The sequence below is a fragment of the Parafrigoribacterium soli genome (assembly GCF_040227235.1).
In the GTDB taxonomy this organism is placed as follows: domain Bacteria; phylum Actinomycetota; class Actinomycetes; order Actinomycetales; family Microbacteriaceae; genus Parafrigoribacterium_A; species Parafrigoribacterium_A soli.
Window position 1 is genome coordinate 526,881 of the sequence record NZ_JBELNZ010000004.1, and the last position, 21,948, is coordinate 548,828.

Sequence of the window (21,948 nt, forward strand, 5' to 3'; positions counted from 1 at the left end):
ATGATCAGACGGGCGAGACATAACCGGGCATCACCGAACCTAGGTGTGAGATGAAGCTGCTCCAGAGCCCGCTGACCATGAGCAGGCCGATGACCACGAGCACCGAGCCTCCGACGATATTGATCGTGCGGATGTGGCGCCTGAGCCACGAGACCGAGCCGGTGACCCAGCCAAGGCCGAGAGCGACGAGCAGGAAGGGGATGCCGAGACCGAGGCAGAAGACGAGACCGAGCACGACGCCGCGCCAGGGTGAACCGCTCGTGAGGCTGAGGCTGAGGACAGCGGCGAGGGTGGGGCCGGTGCAGGGCGCCCAGCCGAGGCCGAAGACCACCCCGAGCAGCGGTGCGCCGCCGAGGCCTGTCGCGACCTTCCACTCGGGTTTGAAGGTGCGCTGAAGGAAGGTGAACTGGCCGATGAAGACGAGTCCCATGACGACCACGATCACGCCGATGATACGAGTGATCAGCCCCATCCAGGCGATGAGCACGAGGCCGGCGGTGGCGAAGACCAGCGTGAGCGTGACGTAGACGACGCTGAAGCCCAGCACGAACAGCGCGACGCCGAGAAGGAGCCGACGCCGGGCCTTCTTGCGCTCGACATCCTTCTCTGTCGCTTCCCCGGCCACCGTGCCGACCGCAGCACCGGCGAATCCACCGATGTACCCGAGGTAGCCCGGCACGAGCGGAAGGACGCACGGCGAAGCGAACGAGATCAGGCCCGCGAGCAGCGCGATGGGGATCGCGACGAGCAGGTTTCCCCCGTAGACCAGCTCACCGATCGGGTTCACTGAGAACCCTCGACCAGCAGGTCCTTCACGAGCTGCTTCAGGATGGATGCCGAGTCCAATTCCCCGAGCACGCGGGCGGCGATGCGCCCCTGCTTGTCGAGCACGATGGTGGTCGGGGTGGCCGTCGGCGACATCTTGCCCGCGAAGGCGAGCCGCACCGAGCCGGAGTCGACATCGACGATCGACGGGTAGGTCACGCCGTGGCCCGCCGCGAAGGAGCGCGAGGTGTCTGGCTGGTCGGAGGTGTTCACGCCGAGGAAGACGACCTTGCTCGCCTGCAGCTGCTGGTACGCCTTCTCGAGCAGTGGCGCCTCGGTGCGGCAGGGTGCGCAACTCGCGTACCAGAAGTTCACGACCACGATCTGCCCGCGGAAGTCCTTGCTTGCGATGCTGTCGCCGGTGTCGCTCTTCCCGGTAAAGCTGATCGGCTCGCCGCGATCCTGCGTACGAATCGTCGTGACGGCGCCGTCGGCGGAGGTGTAGTTATCGTGAACGTTGCCGGTCAGCGCATCGTTCGACGTGCATCCGGTGAGCACGAGGGCGGCGGCGAGCGCGATGGCGCTCACCCTGGCTGCGATCTTCACACTGCTCCCAGGTCGATGGCTCTCGCAAGCAACTCTGCCGCAGGTTCCTGATAGCCCACCTCGACGAAGGCGTCGCCCTGCTTCTCGAGGGTCGTGATGCTCGACAGCGCGCAGCGGCGTCGGCGCGGGTCGTGATACAGCTTCTTGCCCGCGATTCCGCGCTGCACCATGACGATCGGCATCTGATGGCTGACCATGACGATCTCGCCGGTCTCGACGGAGGCGTGCGCATCCTCGATCGCGGCGAGCATCCGCTCACGCACCTCAAGGTATGGCTCGCCCCAACTCGGCTTCATCGGATTGATCACCCACGGCCAAACCTTCGGGTGGAAAAGGACTCCCGGGCCGAACTCGAACTTCTTGCCCTCGAACTTATTGAACGGTTCGAGCAGGCGCTCGTCGGTCGTGATCGGCAGGTCGAACGCGCTCGCCCAGGGCTCTGCCGATTCCTGCGCCCGCTGCAACGGTGAGGCATACAACCTCGTGATCGGATGCCCGGCGAGGCTTCCCGCCGCTGCGGCCGCCATCGCGTGCCCGAGCTCCGAGAGGTGATACCCCGGAATGCGGCCGTAGAGCACGCCATCCGGGTTGTGTACCTCGCCATGGCGCACGAGATGGATGAGGGTTGCGGGCACGCTTCAAGTGTACGGAAGGTGTAGACCCCGGGGTGCCGTCGGGGATCGCACCGAAGGCTGAACCGACTTCGCAGGCTCAGTCGGTGCGATCCCCGACGTCGAGCAGCCCGTCTAAACTTGACCGGTGAGCAAACGCACCCTGATCAGGAACCTGGCCGCAGCATCCGACGGCCCCACAAGCGTGTCCGGCTGGGTGGAGACGGTGCGTGACCAGAAGAAGGTGCAGTTCGTCGTGCTGCGCGACGAGTCCGGGGCGGTGCAACTCGTGCATCCGCGGCTCTTTGCCGAGGACGGCACTCCGGCCGAGGACGCGCTCGCCGACACGATCTCGTCGCTCGCGCAGGGAACGTTCCTGACGGCATCGGGCGAGCTCAAGCACGACGAGCGCGTGAAGCTCGGCGGCGTCGAGATCAAGCTTGAGGCGATCGACATCGCGTCCCACGCCATCCCGGAGACGCCGATCGCCGACGACAGCGGCGTCGACAAGCGCATGGACTGGCGCTTCATCGACCTGCGCGTGCCGAAGAACAACCTGATCTTCCGCATCCAGACCACGCTCGAGCACGCCTGGCGCACCTACTGGGTCGAGAACGACTTCATCGAGCTGCACACCCCGAAGCTCATGGCGAGCGCGAGCGAGTCGAAGGCCGAGCTGTTCGAGGTCGGCTACTTCGAGACCAAGGCGTACCTCGCGCAGAGCCCGCAGTTCTTCAAGCAGATGGCGCAGCCGGCCGGATTCGGCAAGATCTTCGAGGTCGGCCCCGCCTTCCGCGCCGACCCGTCTTTCACCTCGCGTCACGCGACCGAGTTCACGAGCGTCGACTCGGAGATCAGCTGGATCGACAGCCACGAAGACGTCATGAAGCTGCACGAAGACCTCATGGTCGCTGGCCTCACCGCGGTCAAGGCGAAGCATGGCGCCGAGATCGAGGCCCTGTTCGGCATCGAACTGCAGGTGCCCACGACGCCGTTCCCGCGCATCCCGCTCGCCGAGGCGAAGCGCATCGTCGCCGAGCGCGGCTACGAGGTGCCCCGTCACGACGACGACATGGACCCCGAGGGCGAGCGCCAGATCGCCGCCTATGTGAAGGAGAAGTTCGGGCACGACTTCGTGTTCCTCACCGACTACGCCGCGAGCATCCGGCCGTTTTATCACATGAGGCATGCGGATGACGCGGGCCTGACGAACAGCTACGACCTCATCTACAACGGCACGGAGATCTCCACCGGAGCGCAGCGCGAACACCGCATCGAGGTGCTCGAGCAGAACGCTCGCGATAAGGGCCTCGACCCGGAGGAGCTTGGCTTCTACCTCGACTTCTTCCGCTACGGCGTGCCGCCGCACGGTGGGTTCGGCATGGGCCTCTCGCGCGTGCTCATGCTCATGCTCGGGCTGCCGAACCTGCGCGAGGCGACCTACCTGTTCCGCGGGCCGAACCGCCTGCTGCCGTAGGCGGCCACGGAGTCGCCCAAGAGATCGAGTAGACGCGCGAGCTGCTCGCCGTCGTCGCTTTCGGCGGTGGCAATGCAGACGCCCACCAGTGCCGTGACGAGATCGTCTCCCCGCGCACCCTGACGGATGTCCCCGGACTTCATGCCGACATCGAGTATTCGCTGCGCGGCCTCAGCCAGCAGCGCACGGGTGACGTTTGGCCCGTCGGCGCGGCTTTCGATGAGGGAACGCAGCGCCGGGCCCATGGCACGCTTCTTTTCCAGGCGCTGGGCGAAGCGATCCATCCAACGGCGCAGTGCGAGTAGCGGTGGGTTGGCCTCCACAAGCGTCTCGGCGCTCTTCGCGACCTCGTGCAACTCGTCGTCGTAGACGGCCGCGGCGAGGTCGTTTCGATCGGGGAAGTGGCGGTAGTAGGTGCCGATGCCGACCCCCGCCTCCCTGGCGATCGACTCGGGACCGTAGTCGCCGCCGGAGGTGAACACTCGCTGTGCTGCCTCGACGATGCGCTGCCGGTTGCGCACCGCATCCGCCCGTTTGGCCGGCGTCATTGCGACTTCGCGTTCAGGCAAGTGGAAGTTCCTCCGGTTAATGCGTAGCGTGGTTAACGGAAGTTATTCCGTTTAGTTTATCTCACCCAAGGACGAGACGTAATGTCGGGCACTCTGGAATTCGCGGGCCGAACCTTGCACCGGGTCGGCTACGGGGCCATGCAGCTCTCGCACGGCCGCACAACGCCGAGCCATGGAGAAGCGGTCGCGATCCTCCGCTCGGTCGCTGAACTCGGCGTCGACCACATCGACACCGCCGAGTTCTATGGCGGCGGAAGCGTGAACCGGGCGATCGCGCGCGCCTTCCCGCAGGCATCCAACTCTCCGCTGATCGCGACCAAGGTCGGCGCGCGCGAACTTCCGGGCGCGACGCCTCCGCTGATTGCCGCCCAGAGCCCCGCAGAGCTCAGGGAAGACGTCGAGGCGAACCTGCGGAGCCTCGGGCGCGAATCACTCGACCTCGTCTATCTCCGCCGCCTCGACAGCGCCCCTGGCATCGTCGCATCGGAGGAGCAGCGGTTCCCCCTCAGCGAGCAGCTCGCCGAGCTCGTCACTCTGCGCAAAGAGGGTCTGATCAGGGAAATCGGGCTCAGCCACGTGAGCGCGGAGCAACTCAGTGAGGCCCTGCGAGCCGGCATTGTGGCGGTGCAGAACCTGTACAACCTGGTCAATCGCGAGGGAGCGTCCGTTCTCGAGATCGCGCGCGCACACGGGATCGCCTGGGTACCGTACATGCCGCTCGGCAGCGGATTTCCCGGCCATCAGCGGGTCACCGAACTTCCCCGGGTCGTCGCCGCCGCGAAGCGCCTCGCTGTCACGCCCGGCCAGGTGGGGCTCGCCTGGCTGCTCGCCCAGTACGACCGCACCATGCTCATCCCGGGATCGCTAGACCTGGCGCACGTGCGGGAGAATCTCGCGGCGGCCGACGTCGATCTACGCACAGTGTTCCGCTCCCTGGCCGAGTAGTCCGCGTTGCTCAGCTCAGCGTCTGCCGAGTCGGAGCTCACTCAGCGCTGGGATCGCGCGGCCGTCCCGCGCTCCACCGCGCCCATCGAGTAGTCGAGCGCGCGGCGAAAGTCATCGAGCGCAATCTGAAGTCGCTGGCGCAGGGTCTCGTCCGTGATCTCGCCGTTTAGCCGGATGCGAGCGGATGCCCGACTCACCGTCAACGGATCGAGCAGCACAGCTCCCACACCATCCAGCGTCGGAATCAGTGCTGCGACGCCGCGAAGTCCACCCGTGTGGCCGGGAGAGGCGCTCATCACCAGGGTCGGCTTGGACATCAGTCCTGCCGAGCCGACGAGCCAGTCGAGCGCGTTCTTTGTGACGCCGGATGCCGAAAACACGTACTCGGGGCTCGCGATGACGACGCCCCTCGCGCCGGCCGCGGCCTCACGAAACTGCTGCACCTGCAGCGAGAACTCTTCGATGTCCTGGTTGAAGAGGGGGAGCTGCGCGACCAGCTCATCGCCCACGAACCGCAACTCGGGCGCCATCGCCTCTGCGGCCGTCAGTAGCGCACGGTTGAGTGAACTCGCACGCAGACTGCCGCAGATCGCGAGGATCGGGATCCGGTCGTCCATGCCGGGAGCCTAGCCTTTGGCATACTGCGGCGGAAGGCCGGGTGCGGTGCTCCGGACGTGCATAACTCCTGCAATCCGCGGGAAACCCAGCGGCATTAGCTCGCTTTCGACTCCCGAAACGCGTTCAGCCTGAGTTACGCATCGGCGACGAGTGGATGGCGTCTCACGCGGAAGCGGGCGGGAGCGGCGGGGCGGGCGGGCGCGGACGCACGTCGGGACGATGGAGGGCGCGCGCCGCTGGTACCGTGGCTGGAATGAGCACCGACATCCCAGAGACCGCCGCCGAGGCGGGCGAAGCACTCCTTGCCATCCTGCGCAAGCACGTCGACACGATTGCCGCACACGGTGTACAGAGCGAGGCCGACGAGGCCCTCGACAGCCAGCTGTGGGAGGCGGTGGGCGCCTATGGCGACGCACTCGACGAGTTCGATGAAGACGAGGAGCCGGATGACGCCGAGGAGCCCGATGAACTGCGCTTCACCGTGCGCACCCGCTACGACTACACCGTGCTCGACGAGAAGGCATTCCTGAGCTCGGGCAAGGGCATCGGTGCCGCGGTGCTCGCCCTGCTGGAGCGCGCGGGCGGCAAGCCGCTGAGCGCCCTCGAGGTGGAGTCGCTCGAGACCGGGAGCGGGCTGCTCACCGTGCATGTGAACAACGAGCCGCTCGTCGCAGAGGACTTTCGCACCGCCGAGGAGCCGACCGACCTGCTACTCATCGCACCGAGCGAAAGCCTGTCGTTCACGCTGGACGAGCCCGTCTACGAGTCACGCGCCGAAGCGGAAGCCGCAGCCAAGCGCGACTGACCTGGGTTCTGCGCCTGAGGGTTTCGATGCGCTCGTTCCTCCCTACTCAACCCGCCTTCAGCGAGCGTCGAGTATCGCGGAGCGCAGCCGCGCGGCATCGATGCGCCAGATATTGTGCACGCGGCCGTTCAGTAGAAGAACCGGAATTTCTTCCACATACTTCTCAAAAAGCCCGGAATCATCGAGGATTGAGAGCTCTTCCAGCGCGATAGTGGGCGCGGAAGGCTCACCCTCGAGGTCCGCCATGACCGATTTCACGATGACCCTGGCGTCTTCGCACAGATGGCACTCGGGCTTCCCAATCAGCGTGAGGGATACGGTCTCTGGCATGCCCCCAGCCTAGGACTCCACACGCGCCGGCATCTCCCACCGCGTCCGAAAACAGCAAAAAGCGCCGGGCCATGATGGCCCGGCGCTTCGAGTCGAAATCGACTACTTCTTGTTGCGACGCTGGTGACGAGTCTTGCGAAGCAGCTTGCGATGCTTCTTCTTCGCCATGCGCTTGCGACGCTTCTTGATTACGGAACCCATACGCACCTCATAAATTCTGGCTTCATCGGATGATGAACGAACTGCCGGGTTCGTAGTGGAACCGCGGAAAATTTGCCTCACGACAGTGTAACTGATCAATGATGCCACTCTCGTCGGCGGATTCCGACCGCGGGCCGCATCCCTGCTCGGAAGCTAACCGGCCTAGGCTGGAGCGTGCCCTCCTACCGCGTCACTGTGACCATTGGAAGGCTACGCCCGGGAGCCCAACCGCAGGCCGTGCTGCCCGGCGTTGCCCGAGCTGTCGCCGAGCTCACCACCGTGGAAGCCAGCGACATCGGCATTGTCTCCGGAATGCCCCGCATCACCGTGCGATTCACGGGTGATGACGCCGCGGATGCCCAGCGCGTGGGCTCTCACGCTCTCGCCGCCGTCGCCGCCCTCGCCGAACCGCTGGCGACCACGGTGACGGAGCGCGTGGGCGGCCGCTGGCTCGTCGTTCGGTAGGTCGGCCGCCCAAGTGCCCTCGGCGCATCCGTCCGGTCTCAGCCCCGAGAATCCGGGCAGAAATGGGCCATCCCTCTTGGCTTGGATGTGGTTGGTCAACTAGACTTGGTCAACATGGTCACGCAAGTCAACGTGCAGGATGCGAAAACTCGCCTCTCAGAGCTGCTCGTGCGCGTTGAAGCCGGCGAGGAGATCGTCGTCGCTCGCGGTGGAAAGCCCATCGCGCGGCTCTGCCCACTGGGAGAAGTGCCGGAAAGAGAGCTCGGGTTCGTTCCTGGCGGTCCGATTCGCGTGTCCTTCTTCGAGGAGCTCCCCGGCGAAGAGCTGCGCTCCTGGAGCGGCGAGTGAGGCTCCTCCTCGACACCTACGTGGTGATGTGGGCGCTGAGGGACCCCGCACGACTCAGCCCGATGGCATCCGAGCTGATTCGCGATCCAGGCAACGAGCTGCTCATTTCCGCGGTCGTGCCGTGGGAGATCGCGACGAAGCATCGTATCGGTCGGCTTCCGGACACGGGAGCCCTCCTCCTCGCCTTCGAAGACCACATGCGCCGCCTCGGCGCCGTGGAGCTACCCGTGACCGCTCGTCACAGCGTCGCCGTGGGACAACTTCAGTGGGTGAGCGAGGACCCGTTCGACCGGATGCTCGCGGCCCAGAGCATCATCGAGGGTGTGCCGATCGTCACGGCCGATCCGGTTTTTCGCACGCTGCCAACGGTCCGCGTGGCCTGGGACTAACCCAACCTTCGGCGGCCAGCATCCGCTCCGGATGCGAACGACAGCCGTGCGGCTCAGGCAGCGACCGCGGGCAGCGCCGCTTCGATCGCGGCGATCACCTCGGGCGCATCCGGCTGTACCTTCGAGCGGAACCGGGTGACCTCGCCGCCGGGTGAGATCACGAACTTCTCGAAGTTCCACTTGACCTTGCCAGCCAGGCCGTCGGCATCCGGAGTCTGGGTGAGCAGGGAGTACAGCGGATGCGCGCGGTTGCCGTTGACCTTGGTCTTCTCGAAGAGCGGGAAGGTCACGCCGTAGTTCGCGGTGCAGAACTCCTGGATCTGCTCGCTCGTTCCGGGCTCCTGTCCGGCGAACTGGTTGCAGGGGAACCCGAGCACGGTGAAGCCGCGCGAGGCGTAGCGCTGCTGCAGGGCCTCGAGCTTTTCGTACTGTGGCGTGTGCCCGCACTTGGAGGCGACGTTCACCACGAGCACGACCTGCTCGTGATATTCCGCGTAGGTGATACTCGTGCCGTCGAGCCGAACCAGCGGAATGTCGAGCAAATTCATGGTTCCAATCGTAGGCGTCGCGCACGGGGGGCAGCTTGCGATTCGCACCCCCGCATCGGGGGGCAGCCGCTCGCCGTACGATGAGAAAACTCCTTCCGAAAGGTTTCGTGTCCGCTCTCACCCCCGACAGCATCGTGGATGCTTTGCGCGCCGCCGGTTGCGTGTTCGCCGAGGAGGAGGCGGAGTTGCTGCTCGCGGAGGCTGCCTCACCCGGGGAACTCGAGTCGATGGTGCGGCGTCGAGTCGCTGGACTCCCCCTCGAGCAGATTCTCGGCTGGGTGCAGTTTCACGGATTGCGGTTTGTACTCGATGCGGACGTCTTCGTTCCGCGAGTGCGTACTGAGTTTCTCGTGGACCAGGCGATCGCGCGCACGAAACCGGGGGCGGTAGTGCTCGATCTGTGCTGCGGCGCCGGCGCGCTAGGGGCCGCAGTGGCCACGAGCGTGCATGCCGCGGATGCCTCGAGGCGCATCGAACTGCACGCGGCGGACATCGAGCATCCGGCCGTGCTGTGTGCCCGGCGCAATCTGGCGCCTCTCGGCGGAGCCGTCTATGAGGGAGACCTGTTTGCGGCCGTGCCGCGCACGCTCATGGGAAGGGTCAACACCCTGCTTGCGAACGTGCCGTACGTGCCGAGTGACGCCATCGCGCTACTGCCCCCGGAGGCACGCGATCACGAGCCGCGTGTCACCCTCGACGGCGGGGGTGACGGGCTCGAGGTGCTGCGGAGGGTGGCGGCTGCCGCGCCGGAGTGGCTGGCACCCGGCGGTCACCTGTTCTTCGAGACGAGCGAGCGGCAGGCAGCCCTTGCGCGCGATAGTGTGCGGGCGAGCGGTCTGGACGCGGAGGTCGTGCGCGACGACGAGCTCGACGCCACGGTGATCATCGGCACGCGGTCGGTTGGATAACGCGCCCGCTCAGGCGCGCACGGCGAGCGCGAACGGGAGCACCGCGGTGGCACCCGCCTGGCGCAGGGCGCGAGCCGCGACGGTGAGCGTCCACCTGCTGTCGACCAGGTCGTCCACCAGCAGAATCGGGCCATCCGGCAGCGGCACGTCAACCGCGAATCGCTGCCACACGCCTGACAGCCGCCACGCGCTGTTGCCCCCGGGCTCACCGTTCGGACCACCGCCCACGTGCGCGAGCGCACCGAGGTACGGCAGTCGGCCGGCGTCGGCGAGCCCTTGAGCGACCGATTCCACGAGTGCCGGATGCCGCCTCGACGGCACGCTCATGACCGCAACCGGCCGCTCGCTCCAGTCCCACTCGCCGAGCACCCGCACGCAGGCCGCGACGAGCGCGGCCGACGCGCGCGCGTCTTTCGCGGCACCGGCACCCTCGAGCAGACCGCGCAACGTGCCGCCCCAACCGAGATCGGTGAGGCGGGCGAGGGCGCGACCCTCAAGCATCCGCTCACCCTCCGCGATGCGCCCCTTCACGGGAACGCCGAGACGCTCCGCACCGCTCGGCCACTGCGCCCGCGGCTCGATGGCCACGCCGACGCGGTCGAGCGAGCTGCTCGCCGTGCTCGCGGCACGCTCGTCGACGCTGAGCGGGAACCACACGCCCGCGCAGTTGTCGCAGCGACCGCAGGGCGCGGCAGTCTCGTCGTCGAGCGCTGACTGCAGGAACTCCATGCGGCATCCGGTGCTCTGTTCGTAGTCGAGTATGTGCTGCTGCTCGACCAGGCGAGCCGCGGCGATGCGCTCGTACCGCTCGGCGTCGTACTGCCACGGCCGACCCGTGGCGATCCAGCCGCCCTTCACCCGGCGAACCGCACCGTCAACGTCGAGCACCTTGAGCAGCAGTTCGAGCGGGGTGCGGCGCAGGTTGACCCTGGCTTCGAGAGCGGGGGTGGAGAGCGGCTCATCCCCGAGCGCCTCGATCACCGCCTCGGCTCGCGCACGATCGGGCATGGATGCGGTGGCGAAGTACGTCCAGATCGCCTCGTCTTCCGTGCCCGGCAGCAGCAGCACATCCGCGTTCTCGGTGGCACGGCCCGCGCGGCCCACCTGCTGGTAGTAGGCGACCGGCGACGAGGGTGCGCCGAGGTGCAGCACGAAGCCGAGGTCTGGCTTGTCGAAGCCCATGCCGAGCGCGCTCGTGGCGACGAGGGCCTTGACCTCGTTGCTCTTCAGCAGCGCCTCTGACTGCTCACGCTCCGCCGGATCCGTCTGTCCGGTGTAGGCGCGCACCTCGTGCCCCGCCTGGCGGAGCAGCCTCGCGGTGTCTTCGGCGGCGGCGACCGTGAGCGTGTAGATGATGCCGCTACCGGGCAGCTCGGCGAGGTGACTGAGCAGCCAGCCCAGCCTCGCGCGCGCATCGGGCAGTCGAAGCACACCGAGGCGAAGCGATGACCGGGCGAGACGGCCACGGATCGTCACGATCTCGGCCGCATGCGTGCCGCCCAGCTGTTCGGCGACATCCTGCACGACCCGGCTGTTCGCCGTGGCTGTGGTGCCGAGCACCGGCACGCCCAGCGGCAGCGAAGAGATGAGTTCGCGCAGGCGCCGATAGTCCGGGCGGAAGTCGTGGCCCCAGTCGGAGATGCAGTGGGCCTCGTCAACGACGAGCATTCCCGCGCGCCGCACGAGCGACGGTAACTGGTTCTCACGAAAGGTCGGATTGTTCAGCCGCTCTGGCGACACCAGAAGCACGTCGACCTCGTCGCGCTCGAGTCGGACGAGCACCTCGTCCCACTCGTGCGCGTTCGTGGAGTTGATCGCGACCGCGCGCACGCCCGCGCGCTCCGCGGCGGCGATCTGGTCGCGCATGAGCGCGAGCAGTGGTGACACGAGGATGGTCGGCCCCGCCCCCTGCTCTCGCAGCAGCAGCGTGGCCACGAAGTACACGGCCGACTTGCCCCAGCCCGTTCGCTGTACCACGAGAGCCCTGCGTCGGCGATCCACAAGAGTCTCGATCGCCTCGTACTGCCCAGCGTGAAACTCGGCGGTCTGCGAACCCACGAGCGTGCGCAGGATGCGCAGGGCGGATGCGCGGCTGTCGTTGACGACGGCGGCCTGCGCCACACCTTCGGTTGCGTTTGTCACGCGGCAAGCTTGTCAGGCGCGGCTGACAGCACGCGCCAGCGGTGACGAACGTGGGCGCGACGGCGGCTGTGGAGGAGTAGCCGCGCTATGGAAGGCCGACGCCAGCGTCCGGTTCGAGATCCGGATCGCGCTCGCCCGTGTGCGGGTCCTCGTCGAGCCGGCCTGGCACGGCGCCGGCGATGTCGTCGATGATGCCGCCGTCCTCGGGCTCGGCCTTATGCCTCGGTGCGTGCGGCGAGGGAGGTTCGGCCGCGGCAGCGTCATCCGTTCCCAGCCCCGAGGGGTCGCCCGACGACTCCATGTCGTGCTGCGTGGTCACCCGCTGACCTTGCACGAGCGCCTCGGGGTTTCCGTCCGGTCGCCCGCTGTCTCGATTGGTCGACTGCGGCGTCGCGCCTCCGGTGGGATCGCCCGGGCCGTGCTCATAGGGGTTGCCATCCGTGCGCGTATCGGCCGCGGTAGGCGCACCGGTCGCGCTGTTCACGGGCGAGAGCGCGTCATCCGCTCGGTGTGTGTTCGATGACTCTGTCATCTCTTCACGATAGGCAGAGCAAGTCGTCGACGGGGCGGATGCACAGCCCATGCCCAGAGTGGGACGATGAAGAGATGGCTGTGAAGATCAAGCGGGTGTACGAAAAATCTGCGGCGAAGGACGGCTATCGCGTGCTCGTCGACCGCGTCTGGCCGCGCGGTATTGCGAAGGCCGCCGCCGCCGTGGATGAGTGGCTGAAGGAGGTGGGGCCGAGCACCGAACTGCGCACCTGGTTCGGCCACGAGCCATCCCGATTCGAGGGCTTCGCCGAGAAGTATCGGGCCGAACTCGACGCCAATCCCGCGGCCGATCAGCTGCGCGCGATCGTGTCGGAGCACCCCACGGTCACGCTCGTGTACTCCGCGAAAGACGAGGAGCACAACCAGGCCGTGGTGCTCGCCGAGTATCTGAGCTGACTCGCGGCCGCTGGACACGCCCATTTTCGTCGCGGAAGGCCCATCCGCCGATAAGGTAATCGCGTGACCACGACTGAGGCGGCAAAGCCCGAGCCCAAGACCACCTTCCGCGGACGACTCGATTCGTTCTTCGAGATCACGAAGCGGGGATCCACGTTCTCCCGAGAGGTGCGAGGCGGGCTCGTCACCTTCGTCGCGATGGCGTACATCGTCATCCTCAACCCGATCATCCTGAGCGGCGGCAAGGATGTGCTCGGTCACTCGCTCGGGTTCACCCAGGTCGCCGCCGTCACGGCCCTCACCGCGGGCGTGATGACGATCCTGTTCGGACTCGTCTCGCGCCTGCCCTTCGCCTTCGCAGCGGGGCTCGGCATCAACTCCTTCCTCGCGGCGAGCGTCGTCGGCGACCTCACCTGGCCCGAGGCGATGGGCCTCGTGCTCATCAACGGTGTGATCATCGTGATCCTCTCGGCGACCAACCTGCGGGTGCTCATCTTCGACGCGGTACCCATCCAACTGAAGATCGCTATCACGGTCGGGATCGGCCTGTTCATCGCCTTCATCGGCCTCGTGGATGCGGGCTTCGTCACCTCCACCGGCTTCAACTCGCCGCCCGTCGGTCTCGGCATCGCGGGCTCCGTCGGCACGATTCCGGTCCTCATCTTCGCCTTCACGCTCCTGCTTACCGGTGTGCTCGTCGCCCGCAAGGTCAAGGGTGCGCTGCTCATCGGCATCGTCGCGAGCACCTTCATCGCCATGATCGTCGAGGCCTTCGCTCACCTCGGCAGTGGCGCCAAGCATCCGGGCGGCTGGAGTCTGCAGGTTCCCACCCTGCCGAGCCAGGTCGTGAGCATCCCGGACTTCAGTCTCGTCGGTCAGGTGAGCTTCGGCAGCTTCGAGCGCATCGGCATCCTCGCCGCCCTCATGCTCGTCTTCACCCTCGTCTTCACGAACTTCTTCGACGCCATGGGCACCATGACGGGCCTCTCCAAAGAGGCCGGTCTTGCGGATGAGAAGGGCAACTTCCCGAGGCTCAAGTCGGCGCTGATCGTCGAGGGCGTCGGCGCGGTCGCCGGTGGATTCACCTCCGGCTCGTCGAACACCGTCTTCATCGAGTCTGGTGCGGGCATCGGCGAGGGTGCTCGCACCGGTTTCGCTAACCTCATCACCGGCGTGCTATTCCTGCTCGCGATGTTCTTCAGCCCGCTCACCACCATCGTGCCGAGCGAGGTCGCGGGGGCGATCCTGGTGCTCGTCGGCGCGATGATGATGGCCCAGATCAAGGAAATCACCTGGACCGACTTCTCGGTCTCTCTGCCGGTGTTCCTCACCGTGGTGATCATGCCGCTGACCTACTCGATCTCGAACGGCATCGGCGCCGGCTTCATCTCCTGGGTCGTGCTTCGCTCGCTCTCGGGCAAGGCGAAGGGCATCTCCTGGCTGCTCTGGGTAGTGGCCTTCGGCTTCCTCATCTACTTCGCCCGCGGCCCGATCGAGACGCTCATCGGCGGCTGACCGCGCTTCGGTCCGTGACCCCGTCGAAGGGCCGGCACCTCTCCCCGCGTTCCGTCAGCTCGCGCGGTTGCGTCCGAAGGCGCGGCGCACTCGCTCGGCGAAGGTCGCGGCAGGCGGCTCGTTGTACGAGTTCGCGAACTCCTGCCCGCTCATCCGCTGAATCGCCGCCATGATCTCGTCGGTTGCCTTGCGCCTCGCGCGGCCCGAATCGGCGCTGCCGTGAGCGCTCAGGTTGAGCGGCGCACCGAACTCCACCGTGACCGGCCGGATGCGCGGGAGCCTCGCCCCCACCGGCTGCAGCTCCTGGGTTCCCGTCAGTGCCACCGGAATCACGACCGCGCCTGAGGTGAGCGCGAGCCAGGCGACGCCGGTTCGACCGCGGTACAGCCTGCCGTCGAGGGAACGGGTTCCCTCCGGATAGATCGCGAACGCGTCGCCGCGCTGCAGCACGTGGAGGCCGCTGTCGAGCGCGTCCTGCGCGGCACTACCGGCACCGCGCACCACGGGAATTGCGCCGATACCGGTGAAGAATGCGCGGGAGATCCATCCGCGGAAGCCGCGACCGGTGAAGTACTCGGCCTTCGCGAGAAACGACACGGAACGCGGCGCAACGAGCGTGATGACGACGCTGTCGATGAACGACAGGTGGTTGCTGGCGAGGAGCACGGCGCCCGACTTCGGGACGTTGCCGCGCCCGAGTATCCGGGGACGCCAGATGAGCCGGACCAGGGGCGCCAGGAAGATCCGAGAAAGAGTCTTCAGCACCCGTACAGCCTAGACACGCTGCTATGCCTCCACCGGAATATACCGCCGAATCGCCCTCCAGTGCATAGCAGTCACACGGCGCCCGACGGAAGGGCCTCGACCAAAATGACCCCCGAAAGGGGGGTTTATTTTTGGTGAACTTTGGTCGTAACGTCTCGTCTATCCCCCGAACGGGGCCCCTCGAAATAGGGCCCTCTCACAGCGAGACAATCCGATTTTATTGTCTCGTTCTCCTTTGGAGACTTACCCGTCGTACGCCCTCGCGGCGTCAGCGTCCTGCCTTACCCGATTTCAGGACCACCGATGAATGATCTGGCGCTTTACCCACCCGACCCTCGCAACCTGCGCTCGCCGCGATCCCGGATGCTGGAACACGGCTTCCTCACGCGTCACCACCCGGGTGCCTTGCCCCAGTCCGGCCTCCCCTGGGCTAAGACGTACTGTGCCAAGCTGCGATTGACCGACACGCTCATCCTGTCGGTCACGGTGGGTCTCGCCTTCTGCGGCCACCTCGGCTCCCTGCGCGCCGCCTCGATGGAGACCTCGGGCTCGGTCGCGCGCAGCGCGCTCCTTGCGCTCGTCATCGTCGCCGTCTGGACCGTGTGCCTCGCGACCTTCCGCACGAGAGACCTGACGGTCATCGGCGGCGGGGTTGGCGAGTACAAGAGGGTCGTCAACGCCAGCACAGCGGTATTCGGCCCCATCGCCATCATCCTGCTCATCGCGGAGGTCGATTCGGCCAGGTGGTACTTCGCACTCTCCTTCCCGTTCGGCATCGTCTGCCTGCTGCTGAGCCGCTGGCTGTGGCGTCACTGGCTCATTCGCCAGCGCGAGCTCGGCCACTTCCTTTGGCGCGTCGTCGTCGTGGGCACTCGTGTCGATGTCGAGAACGCGGTGCGGCAGATCGGCTCAAACCCGGGCGGCCCATACACCGTGATCGGTGCCGTGATCGAAGACTCAGACACCGATCGCGATGACGGGCCACTGAGCGACATCCGCGTGATGCGCGACCTCAACCGCGTGGCGGAGTACGCCGGCTTCATCGGCGCAGACGGCGTCGTGGTGGTGGGACAGCCCACGGGGCGCAGCGCGTTCATCCACGATCTCGCCTGGCAACTTGAGGGCAAGACCATCGAGCTCATCCTCGCCACGAGCCTCGCCAACATTGCCGGTCCCCGCATCCACTTCCGTCCCGTGGACGGCCTTCCGCTTATGCACGTGGAGATCCCGCAGTTCGAGGGCGGCAAGCATCTGCTGAAGCGGGCGATGGATATCGTGGCCGCCAGTCTCGCGCTCGTGCTGCTGATGCCCCTGTTCATCGCTATCGCCTTCCTGATCCGCGCCGACAGCGAGGGCAGCGTGCTGTTCGCACAGGAGCGAGTGGGGCGCGGCGGTCGCAGCTTCCGGATGTTCAAATTCCGTTCGATGGTGTCGGACGCCGCAGAACGGCTGGATGAGATGACGGGTGCGAACGACGGAAACGGCGTGCTCTTCAAGCTCAGGGATGACCCGCGGGTCACACGCATCGGGCGAACACTGCGCAAGTACTCGCTCGACGAACTGCCTCAATTCTGGAACGTGCTCATGGGGGACATGAGTCTCGTCGGCCCGCGGCCGCCGCTGCCCGTCGAGGTGTCCGGCTACGAGGATCACGTGCGCAGACGGTTGTTCATCAAGCCCGGCCTGACCGGAATGTGGCAGATCAACGGCCGATCCGACCTGAGCTGGGAGGAGAGCGTCCGCCTCGATCTCTACTACGTGGAGAACTGGTCGGTGATCGGTGACCTTCGCATCATGTGGCGCACCTTCCGTGTGCTCATCGAGCCGGTGGGGGCGTACTGATCATGCGGATGGACGACCCGGCAAGCCTCACCATTGCGATGCTCGGCACCAGGGGGGTCCCTGCCGCATATGGCGGCTTCGAGACCGCCGTCGAGGAGATCGGCCAGCGACTCGTGGAGCGCGGACACCGGGTGACGGTGTACTGCCGCCGCACCGGGAGCGAGCAGCCCACGTCGCACCTGGGCATGCGGCTCGTGCACCTGCCATCCCTCCACCTCAAGGCGGCGGAGACGCTGAGTCACACCGGCCTGTCGGTTGCGCATCTCGCCTTCTCCGCCAAGCCCGATCTCGCCTTCGTGTTCAATGCGGCGAACGCACCGTTCGTGCCGTTCCTCAGGGCGCTCGGCATCCCGGTGGCCGTGCACGTCGACGGCCTCGAGTGGAAGCGCGAGAAGTGGAGCGGGGCGGGCAGACGCTACTACCTCGGTGCCGAGAGACGCGCCGTGCGCACGGCGGATGCGCTCATTGCCGACGCACAGGGCATCGCCGACTACTACGCCCGCAAGTTCCTCGTGGAGACCGAGCTGCTCACCTACGGCACTCGCATCCTGCGGAATGCTCCATCGGATCGCCTGGCGGAACTCGACCTCCGACCGCGGGAGTACCACCTCGTGGTGGCTCGGTTCGAGCCGGAAAATCACGTCGCGCAGATCGTGGAGGGCTACCTGCGCAGCGATGCCCACTTCCCCCTCGTCGTGGTGGGAAGCGCACACTACTCGGGGGACTACACGGCGAAGATCTCCGCCATGGCGGAGACCGATCCTCGAGTGCGCTTGCTCGGGGGTCTCTGGGATCAACCGCAGCTTGACCAGCTGTACGCCAACTCCCTTACCTATGTCCATGGGCATTCGGTAGGGGGAACGAACCCGTCGCTGTTGCGCGCAATGGGAGGCGGCACTTCGGTACTCGCGTACGACGTCGATTTTAATCGGGAAGTTCTCGGGGTGGACGGGCGGTATTTCACTACACCCGAAAGCCTTCGTGAGCTTATCGACGAGTCGGAGCACCATGCCTCGCAGTCCCAGATTCTGGGACAGCGCCTTCAGCGGCGGGCGGAACTTAACTACGACTGGGATGCGGTCGCCGCCGGCTACGAAGCACTCGCGATCCGTCTCGCGGCGGGCTACAGCATCCGCAACCTGTCGTCGAAACCGGCGCCCCCGCGCCACGCCAACCGCACCATGCCCCTCGCAGTGTCACACCGATCCGATTCGAGAACCTCATGAACACCGTCATGCTCTCCCGCCTGCCCCGGTTCTTCGCAGCAGCACTCGCCCTTGCGCTGGCGCTCGCGTTCGTGCCGTCCTCCTCGGCGTTCGCAGACACCGCCCCCGTCGACCCGACCAACCCGGCCAGTCCTCCGACGGTGAGTGCGGATGCGCTGCCCACCGTGCAGATCAACGGAGTCGCATGGTCGCAGGTGGTCGTGGGCAACACGGTCTACGTCGCCGGTAAGTTCACGACGGCGAGGCCAGCGGGTGTCGCAGCGGGCGGACCGGGAACGGTGACCCGCAACAACCTCCTCGCCTATGACATCACCACCGGCAACCTCATCACGACCTTCGCACCGAGCCTTAACGCGCAGGCGCTCAGCATCACCGCATCGCCGGATGGCTCGCGCATCTACGTCGTCGGTGACTTCACGTCCATCGACGGTGCGGGCTATTACCGAGCCGCCGCCTTCAGCACGGCGACCGGCCAGATCATTCCGTCGTTCCGTCCGATTCTCGGCAGCCAGGGGCGTTCCATCTCGGTCACCAATTCCACCGTGTACCTGGGCGGAACGTTCAGGACGGTGAACGGTGTCGCACGCGACTACATTGCGGCGCTCAGCGCTGCGGACGGGTCGGTGCTGCCGTGGACGGCGAGCACGAACGACGTGGTCGATGCGATGACGCTCACCAAGGACGGCTCAAAACTGGTCGTCGGCGGCCGATTCACGAGTCTCGCCGGCACGAACTTCCGGGGCCTCGGCGCGGTCGACGCCTCCACCGGGGCCGCCATGCCATGGCCCACCAATAATCTCGTGCGCAACGCTGGCGCCGACGCCTCGATCACGAGTCTGTACGCCACGGCCGACCGCGTCTACGGTTCCGGCTATGTGTTCGGCGACGGCGGAAACCTCGAGGGCATCTTCTCGGCCGACCCCGCGACCGGCGAGCTGCAGTGGGTCGAGGACTGCCACGGAGACACCTACTCCGTTTACCCGCTCGGCGACGTCGTGTACGGCGCGAGCCACTCCCACTATTGCGGCGGAATCGGCGGCTTCCCGCAGACGAACCCGTGGACCATGCACTACGCGCTCGCCTTCTCGAAGGCGGCCACCCATACCCTCAGCGGCGATCCACTCGGTTACTACGACTTCAGGGGCAATCCCGCTCCGACCCTGCTCAACTGGTTCCCGAAGCTGACCCCGGGCACCTTCACGGGGCAGGGGCAGGCTGGCTGGAGCGTCAGCGGCAATGACAAGTACGTCGTCTACGGCGGGGAGTTCACCAACGTGAACGGAACGCCGCAGAACGGCCTGGTGCGCTTCGCGCTCCCCTCGATCGCGCCGAACAAGGTCGCTCCCATCGTCAACACCGAGCTCGTGCCGAACATCGTGTCGTTCAAGAAGGGCGAGGTGCGCATCTCCTGGGAGGCCACCTACGACTACGACAACGCGAACCTCACCTACAGCCTGGTGCGCGACGGTGCAAAGAGCACTCCCGTGTTCGAAACGAATCAGCAGTCGAACTTCTACACGCGACCGCAGATGGGCTACATCGACAAGGGGCTCACGCCCGGCAGCACCCACAGCTACCGGCTCTATGTGACGGACCCATACGGTAACTCGATCAGCAGGCTTGGACCCACGGTCACCGTTGCCTCGAACGACAGCGGCGGCGCGTACTCGGATGCCGTGGAGGCTGACAGTCCTGCTTCATACTGGCCGCTCGACGAGGCCTCGGGCTCCGTCGGCTACGACCACAGCGGCTTCAGCGATCTGACTCTGGGATCGGGTGTGACTCTGGGAACCGATGGCATCGTGGCCTCCCAGACCGCGGCGACCTTCGACGGATCCAGCAGCGGCAGCGCGGCGCCGGCAGCGGCCGTGGATGGCCCGAACACCTTCACCGCAGAAACCTGGTTCCGCACCACGAGCACCAGTGGCGGCAAGATCCTCGGCTTCGGTAGCTCGGCTACCGGCACGTCGAGCAGCTATGACAGGCACATCTACATGGACAACTCCGGCCGGATCTGGTTCGGTGTGTACCCGGGCTCTGTCCAGACCGTCAATAGCAACGCATCCTTCAACGACGGTCAGTGGCACCAGGTGGCCGCCAGCCTCGGCAGCGGTGGCATGACGCTCTACATCGACGGCAAGATCGTGGGCTCTCGCACCGACGTGACGAGTGCTCAGGCCTACAGCGGCTACTGGCGTGTTGGCGGAGACAACATCGGCGGTTGGCCGTCGTCTCCGACCAGCAAGTACTTCGCGGGAGACATCGCGCAGGTCGCGATCTATCCCTCGGTGCTCAGCCGCCAGCAGGTGGTGTCTCACCTCGTGGCCTCGGGCCGCACCTCGCCGATCCCACCCGCTCCCTCGGATGCCTATGGGGCCTCCGTCTACAACAGCGACCCGCTGCTGTACTGGCGGCTCGATGACGCGGGTAGCTCCGCGAAGGACTCGGGCCAGCAGGGCAACAGCGGCACGTACTACGGCTCGGTAGGCAGGGGTGAACCGGGAGCGATCGCGGGCTTCGCCGACTCCTCCGCGTCGTTTGGAGCGACCTCTGCCGGAGTGGCGAGTGACCAGCAGTTCACGAACCCGACCACCTACTCGCTCGAGACGTGGTTCCAGACCACCACGACATCCGGTGGCAAACTGATCGGCTTCGGCAATGCACAGTCCGGCCTGTCGAGCAATTACGACCGCCACCTCTACATGCAGGACGACGGCAAGCTGGTGTTCGGCACCTGGACGGGGCAAACCAATACCGTCACGAGCGGGAACAGCTACAACGACGGGCAGTGGCATTACGCGGTAGCGATGCAGTCCGGCGACGGGATCAAGCTCTACGTCGATGGGGCCCTCGTGGGCACCAACCCGCAGACCGCGGCCCAGAGCTACTCGGGCTACTGGCGAATCGGTGGGGACACGACCTGGGGATCGTCCAGTCCGTACTTCAACGGTCGCCTCGACGAGGTTGCCGTGTACTCCCAGGCCTTGAGCCAGGACACAGTGTCTGAGCACTTTGCACTGGGAACGGGGGGAACACCGCCGAACCAGAACCCGACGGCGGCGTTCTCCTCCTCCTCTTCCGACCTCACCGCATCCTTCGACGCCTCCGCATCGAGCGACCCGGACGGCACCATCTCGGGCTACGCCTGGGACTTCGGTGATGGGCACACGGGAAGTGGATCGACCACGACGCACAGCTACGCCGCCGGTGGCACCTTCACCGTGACACTCACCGTGACCGACAATGCGGGCGCAAGCACGACTGTCTCGCACCCGGTCACCGTGACCGCACCGGTGGTGGTTCAGCCCCTGGCGCAGGACGCCTTCGCGCGGACCGTGGCATCCGGATGGGGCTCGGCCGACACCGGCGGCGCCTGGACGATTACGGGCAACGCCGCGAGCCTGCAGGTCGGCGGTGGCACCGGCCAGGTGTCGCTGCAGGCGGGGTCGACGAGGACTGCGACTCTCGGTTCCGTGAGCGCTAGGGATGTCGATGCCACGGTCACGCTCGCCATGGACTCCGTGCCCACCGGTGGCGGCGCCTACGCGAACCTGTTCGCCAGGCAGTCGGGCACGGCGAACTACGCAGCCGACGCCTGGATCCGTTCGAACGGCACGGTGTACCTGGTGCTCAAACAGGGCGGCACCGTTCTCTCCTCCGCACAGGTGAGCGGCCTGACCTACACCGCGGGCACCGCCCTGAAGTTGCGCGCGCAGGTCATCGGTTCGTCGCCGACGACGATCCGGGCGAAGATCTGGAGCGCCGCCCAGGCGGAACCCAGCGGATGGCTCTCCAGCGTCACCGACTCGACGTCAGCGCTCCAGGGCCCGGGTTCACTAGCCCTCCAGGCATACCTCTCCGGCAGCGCAACCGCGCCGATCGTCGCCAGGTTCGACGACTTCGTCGTCATGCCGCCGCAGTAGCG

23 protein-coding genes are annotated in these 21,948 nt (G+C 66.4%); 12 read left to right on the forward strand and 11 right to left on the reverse strand.

Features of this window, described 5'->3' with window-relative positions; all coding sequences use genetic code 11:
* Positions 1 to 4: 4 nt before the first annotated feature.
* The 3 genes from ABUA37_RS13785 to ABUA37_RS13795 are packed head-to-tail and all read right to left on the reverse strand — an operon-like array spanning position 5 to position 2,006.
* Positions 5 to 787: a cytochrome c biogenesis CcdA family protein gene (locus tag ABUA37_RS13785; protein ID WP_349899787.1), complete on the reverse strand. Its 783-nt coding sequence runs from the start codon at positions 785 to 787 to the stop codon at positions 5 to 7.
* Positions 784 to 1,371: a TlpA family protein disulfide reductase gene (locus ABUA37_RS13790; protein ID WP_349899788.1), complete on the reverse strand. Its 588-nt coding sequence runs from the start codon at positions 1,369 to 1,371 to the stop codon at positions 784 to 786. Before ABUA37_RS13790 ends, ABUA37_RS13785 begins: the two co-directional genes overlap by 4 nt.
* Positions 1,368 to 2,006, reverse strand: coding sequence for a histidine phosphatase family protein (locus ABUA37_RS13795; RefSeq protein WP_349899789.1), 639 nt, complete (start codon positions 2,004 to 2,006; stop codon positions 1,368 to 1,370). The genes ABUA37_RS13790 and ABUA37_RS13795 overlap by 4 nt, the downstream gene beginning before the upstream one ends.
* 124 nt (positions 2,007 to 2,130) lie before the next feature.
* On the opposite strand from ABUA37_RS13795, the gene aspS reads away from it, so the two are divergent.
* A complete protein-coding gene (aspS, locus tag ABUA37_RS13800) occupies positions 2,131 to 3,459 on the forward strand; it encodes an aspartate--tRNA(Asn) ligase (protein ID WP_349899790.1) in 1,329 nt (442 codons plus the stop codon).
* Here the strand turns inward: aspS and ABUA37_RS13805 are convergent.
* Positions 3,423 to 4,007: a TetR/AcrR family transcriptional regulator gene (locus ABUA37_RS13805; RefSeq protein WP_349899791.1), complete on the reverse strand. Its 585-nt coding sequence runs from the start codon at positions 4,005 to 4,007 to the stop codon at positions 3,423 to 3,425. The genes aspS and ABUA37_RS13805 overlap by 37 nt on opposite strands.
* Positions 4,008 to 4,109: 102 nt before the next feature.
* Between ABUA37_RS13805 and ABUA37_RS13810 the strand changes: the two genes are divergently transcribed.
* Entirely contained in the window at positions 4,110 to 4,973 is an 864-nt protein-coding gene (locus tag ABUA37_RS13810; protein ID WP_349899792.1) for an aldo/keto reductase, read from the forward strand.
* Positions 4,974 to 5,014: 41 nt separating this feature from the next.
* Here ABUA37_RS13810 and ABUA37_RS13815 read toward each other — a convergent pair whose 3' ends face one another.
* A complete protein-coding gene (locus ABUA37_RS13815; RefSeq protein WP_349899793.1) occupies positions 5,015 to 5,590 on the reverse strand; it encodes an NADPH-dependent FMN reductase in 576 nt (191 codons plus the stop codon).
* A 254-nt stretch (positions 5,591 to 5,844) separates the two neighbouring features.
* On the opposite strand from ABUA37_RS13815, the gene ABUA37_RS13820 reads away from it, so the two are divergent.
* Positions 5,845 to 6,396 carry a hypothetical protein gene (locus tag ABUA37_RS13820; RefSeq protein ID WP_349899794.1) on the forward strand — a complete coding sequence of 184 codons (552 nt, stop codon included), beginning with the start codon at positions 5,845 to 5,847 and terminating at the stop codon, positions 6,394 to 6,396.
* A 57-nt stretch (positions 6,397 to 6,453) separates the two neighbouring features.
* On the opposite strand, the gene ABUA37_RS13825 is transcribed toward ABUA37_RS13820, so the two are convergent.
* Positions 6,454 to 6,726 (reverse strand): glutaredoxin family protein, encoded by a 273-nt coding sequence (locus tag ABUA37_RS13825; protein ID WP_349899795.1) that lies wholly within the window; start codon positions 6,724 to 6,726, stop codon positions 6,454 to 6,456.
* Between the two features lie 102 nt (positions 6,727 to 6,828).
* Positions 6,829 to 6,927: a 30S ribosomal protein bS22 gene (locus ABUA37_RS13830; protein ID WP_003792170.1), complete on the reverse strand. Its 99-nt coding sequence runs from the start codon at positions 6,925 to 6,927 to the stop codon at positions 6,829 to 6,831.
* A 174-nt stretch (positions 6,928 to 7,101) separates the two neighbouring features.
* Between ABUA37_RS13830 and ABUA37_RS13835 the strand changes: the two genes are divergently transcribed.
* From ABUA37_RS13835 to ABUA37_RS13845, 3 genes are all read left to right on the forward strand, one after another.
* Positions 7,102 to 7,392, forward strand: a complete 291-nt coding sequence (locus ABUA37_RS13835; protein WP_349899796.1) for a hypothetical protein — start codon at positions 7,102 to 7,104, stop codon at positions 7,390 to 7,392.
* 114 nt (positions 7,393 to 7,506) lie between these two features.
* Positions 7,507 to 7,740, forward strand: coding sequence for a type II toxin-antitoxin system Phd/YefM family antitoxin (locus tag ABUA37_RS13840; protein ID WP_349899797.1), 234 nt, complete (start codon positions 7,507 to 7,509; stop codon positions 7,738 to 7,740).
* Positions 7,737 to 8,129 (forward strand): type II toxin-antitoxin system VapC family toxin, encoded by a 393-nt coding sequence (locus tag ABUA37_RS13845; protein WP_349899798.1) that lies wholly within the window; start codon positions 7,737 to 7,739, stop codon positions 8,127 to 8,129. Before ABUA37_RS13840 ends, ABUA37_RS13845 begins: the two co-directional genes overlap by 4 nt.
* Before the next feature lie 53 nt (positions 8,130 to 8,182).
* Here the strand turns inward: ABUA37_RS13845 and ABUA37_RS13850 are convergent, their stop codons facing one another.
* Entirely contained in the window at positions 8,183 to 8,677 is a 495-nt protein-coding gene (locus tag ABUA37_RS13850) for a glutathione peroxidase (protein ID WP_349899799.1), read from the reverse strand.
* Between the two features lie 107 nt (positions 8,678 to 8,784).
* On the opposite strand from ABUA37_RS13850, the gene ABUA37_RS13855 reads away from it, so the two are divergent.
* The gene (locus tag ABUA37_RS13855; RefSeq protein WP_349899800.1) at positions 8,785 to 9,585 is read left to right on the forward strand and encodes a putative protein N(5)-glutamine methyltransferase; all 801 of its coding nucleotides are present in this window, start codon (positions 8,785 to 8,787) and stop codon (positions 9,583 to 9,585) included.
* Between the two features lie 9 nt (positions 9,586 to 9,594).
* Here ABUA37_RS13855 and ABUA37_RS13860 read toward each other — a convergent pair whose 3' ends face one another.
* Together ABUA37_RS13860 and ABUA37_RS13865 are read right to left on the reverse strand one after the other, a co-directional pair.
* On the reverse strand, positions 9,595 to 11,706 hold the full coding sequence (locus ABUA37_RS13860; RefSeq protein WP_349899882.1) for a RecQ family ATP-dependent DNA helicase: 2,112 nt from the start codon (positions 11,704 to 11,706) through the stop codon (positions 9,595 to 9,597).
* 106 nt (positions 11,707 to 11,812) lie between these two features.
* Positions 11,813 to 12,259 carry a hypothetical protein gene (locus ABUA37_RS13865; protein WP_349899801.1) on the reverse strand — a complete coding sequence of 149 codons (447 nt, stop codon included), beginning with the start codon at positions 12,257 to 12,259 and terminating at the stop codon, positions 11,813 to 11,815.
* A gap of 74 nt (positions 12,260 to 12,333) precedes the next feature.
* Between ABUA37_RS13865 and ABUA37_RS13870 the strand changes: the two genes are divergently transcribed.
* Together ABUA37_RS13870 and ABUA37_RS13875 are read left to right on the forward strand one after the other, a co-directional pair.
* Positions 12,334 to 12,675 carry a DUF488 domain-containing protein gene (locus ABUA37_RS13870; protein ID WP_349899802.1) on the forward strand — a complete coding sequence of 114 codons (342 nt, stop codon included), beginning with the start codon at positions 12,334 to 12,336 and terminating at the stop codon, positions 12,673 to 12,675.
* A 63-nt stretch (positions 12,676 to 12,738) separates the two neighbouring features.
* Positions 12,739 to 14,190, forward strand: coding sequence for an NCS2 family permease (locus ABUA37_RS13875; protein ID WP_349899803.1), 1,452 nt, complete (start codon positions 12,739 to 12,741; stop codon positions 14,188 to 14,190).
* A gap of 54 nt (positions 14,191 to 14,244) precedes the next feature.
* On the opposite strand, the gene ABUA37_RS13880 is transcribed toward ABUA37_RS13875, so the two are convergent.
* Positions 14,245 to 14,955: a lysophospholipid acyltransferase family protein gene (locus ABUA37_RS13880; protein WP_349899804.1), complete on the reverse strand. Its 711-nt coding sequence runs from the start codon at positions 14,953 to 14,955 to the stop codon at positions 14,245 to 14,247.
* 303 nt (positions 14,956 to 15,258) lie between these two features.
* On the opposite strand from ABUA37_RS13880, the gene ABUA37_RS13885 reads away from it, so the two are divergent.
* The 3 genes from ABUA37_RS13885 to ABUA37_RS13895 are packed head-to-tail and all read left to right on the forward strand — an operon-like array spanning position 15,259 to position 21,946.
* Positions 15,259 to 16,797, forward strand: a complete 1,539-nt coding sequence (locus ABUA37_RS13885) for a sugar transferase (RefSeq protein WP_349899805.1) — start codon at positions 15,259 to 15,261, stop codon at positions 16,795 to 16,797.
* Between the two features lie 2 nt (positions 16,798 to 16,799).
* The gene (locus ABUA37_RS13890) at positions 16,800 to 18,023 is read left to right on the forward strand and encodes a DUF1972 domain-containing protein (protein WP_349899806.1); all 1,224 of its coding nucleotides are present in this window, start codon (positions 16,800 to 16,802) and stop codon (positions 18,021 to 18,023) included.
* Complete coding sequence (locus ABUA37_RS13895; RefSeq protein ID WP_349899807.1) at positions 18,020 to 21,946, forward strand: LamG-like jellyroll fold domain-containing protein; 3,927 nt, start codon at positions 18,020 to 18,022, stop codon at positions 21,944 to 21,946. Before ABUA37_RS13890 ends, ABUA37_RS13895 begins: the two co-directional genes overlap by 4 nt.
* Positions 21,947 to 21,948: the final 2 nt, after the last annotated feature.

Bases quoted from the DNA above. Each gene is read 5' to 3' on its own strand.
- ABUA37_RS13805 (WP_349899791.1), bottom strand. From the start codon at position 4,007: ATGACGCCGGCCAAACGGGCGGATGCGGTGCGCAACCGGCAGCGCATC.
- ABUA37_RS13840 (WP_349899797.1), top strand. From the start codon at position 7,507: ATGGTCACGCAAGTCAACGTGCAGGATGCGAAAACTCGCCTCTCAGAG.
- ABUA37_RS13865 (WP_349899801.1), bottom strand. From the start codon at position 12,259: ATGACAGAGTCATCGAACACACACCGAGCGGATGACGCGCTCTCGCCC.
- ABUA37_RS13885 (WP_349899805.1), top strand. From the start codon at position 15,259: ATGAATGATCTGGCGCTTTACCCACCCGACCCTCGCAACCTGCGCTCG.
- ABUA37_RS13810 (WP_349899792.1), top strand. From the start codon at position 4,110: ATGTCGGGCACTCTGGAATTCGCGGGCCGAACCTTGCACCGGGTCGGC.
- ABUA37_RS13850 (WP_349899799.1), bottom strand. From the start codon at position 8,677: ATGAATTTGCTCGACATTCCGCTGGTTCGGCTCGACGGCACGAGTATC.
- ABUA37_RS13870 (WP_349899802.1), top strand. From the start codon at position 12,334: ATGGCTGTGAAGATCAAGCGGGTGTACGAAAAATCTGCGGCGAAGGAC.
- ABUA37_RS13890 (WP_349899806.1), top strand. From the start codon at position 16,800: ATGCGGATGGACGACCCGGCAAGCCTCACCATTGCGATGCTCGGCACC.
- ABUA37_RS13815 (WP_349899793.1), bottom strand. From the start codon at position 5,590: ATGGACGACCGGATCCCGATCCTCGCGATCTGCGGCAGTCTGCGTGCG.
- ABUA37_RS13825 (WP_349899795.1), bottom strand. From the start codon at position 6,726: ATGCCAGAGACCGTATCCCTCACGCTGATTGGGAAGCCCGAGTGCCAT.
- ABUA37_RS13820 (WP_349899794.1), top strand. From the start codon at position 5,845: ATGAGCACCGACATCCCAGAGACCGCCGCCGAGGCGGGCGAAGCACTC.
- ABUA37_RS13895 (WP_349899807.1), top strand. From the start codon at position 18,020: ATGAACACCGTCATGCTCTCCCGCCTGCCCCGGTTCTTCGCAGCAGCA.
- ABUA37_RS13830 (WP_003792170.1), bottom strand. From the start codon at position 6,927: ATGGGTTCCGTAATCAAGAAGCGTCGCAAGCGCATGGCGAAGAAGAAG.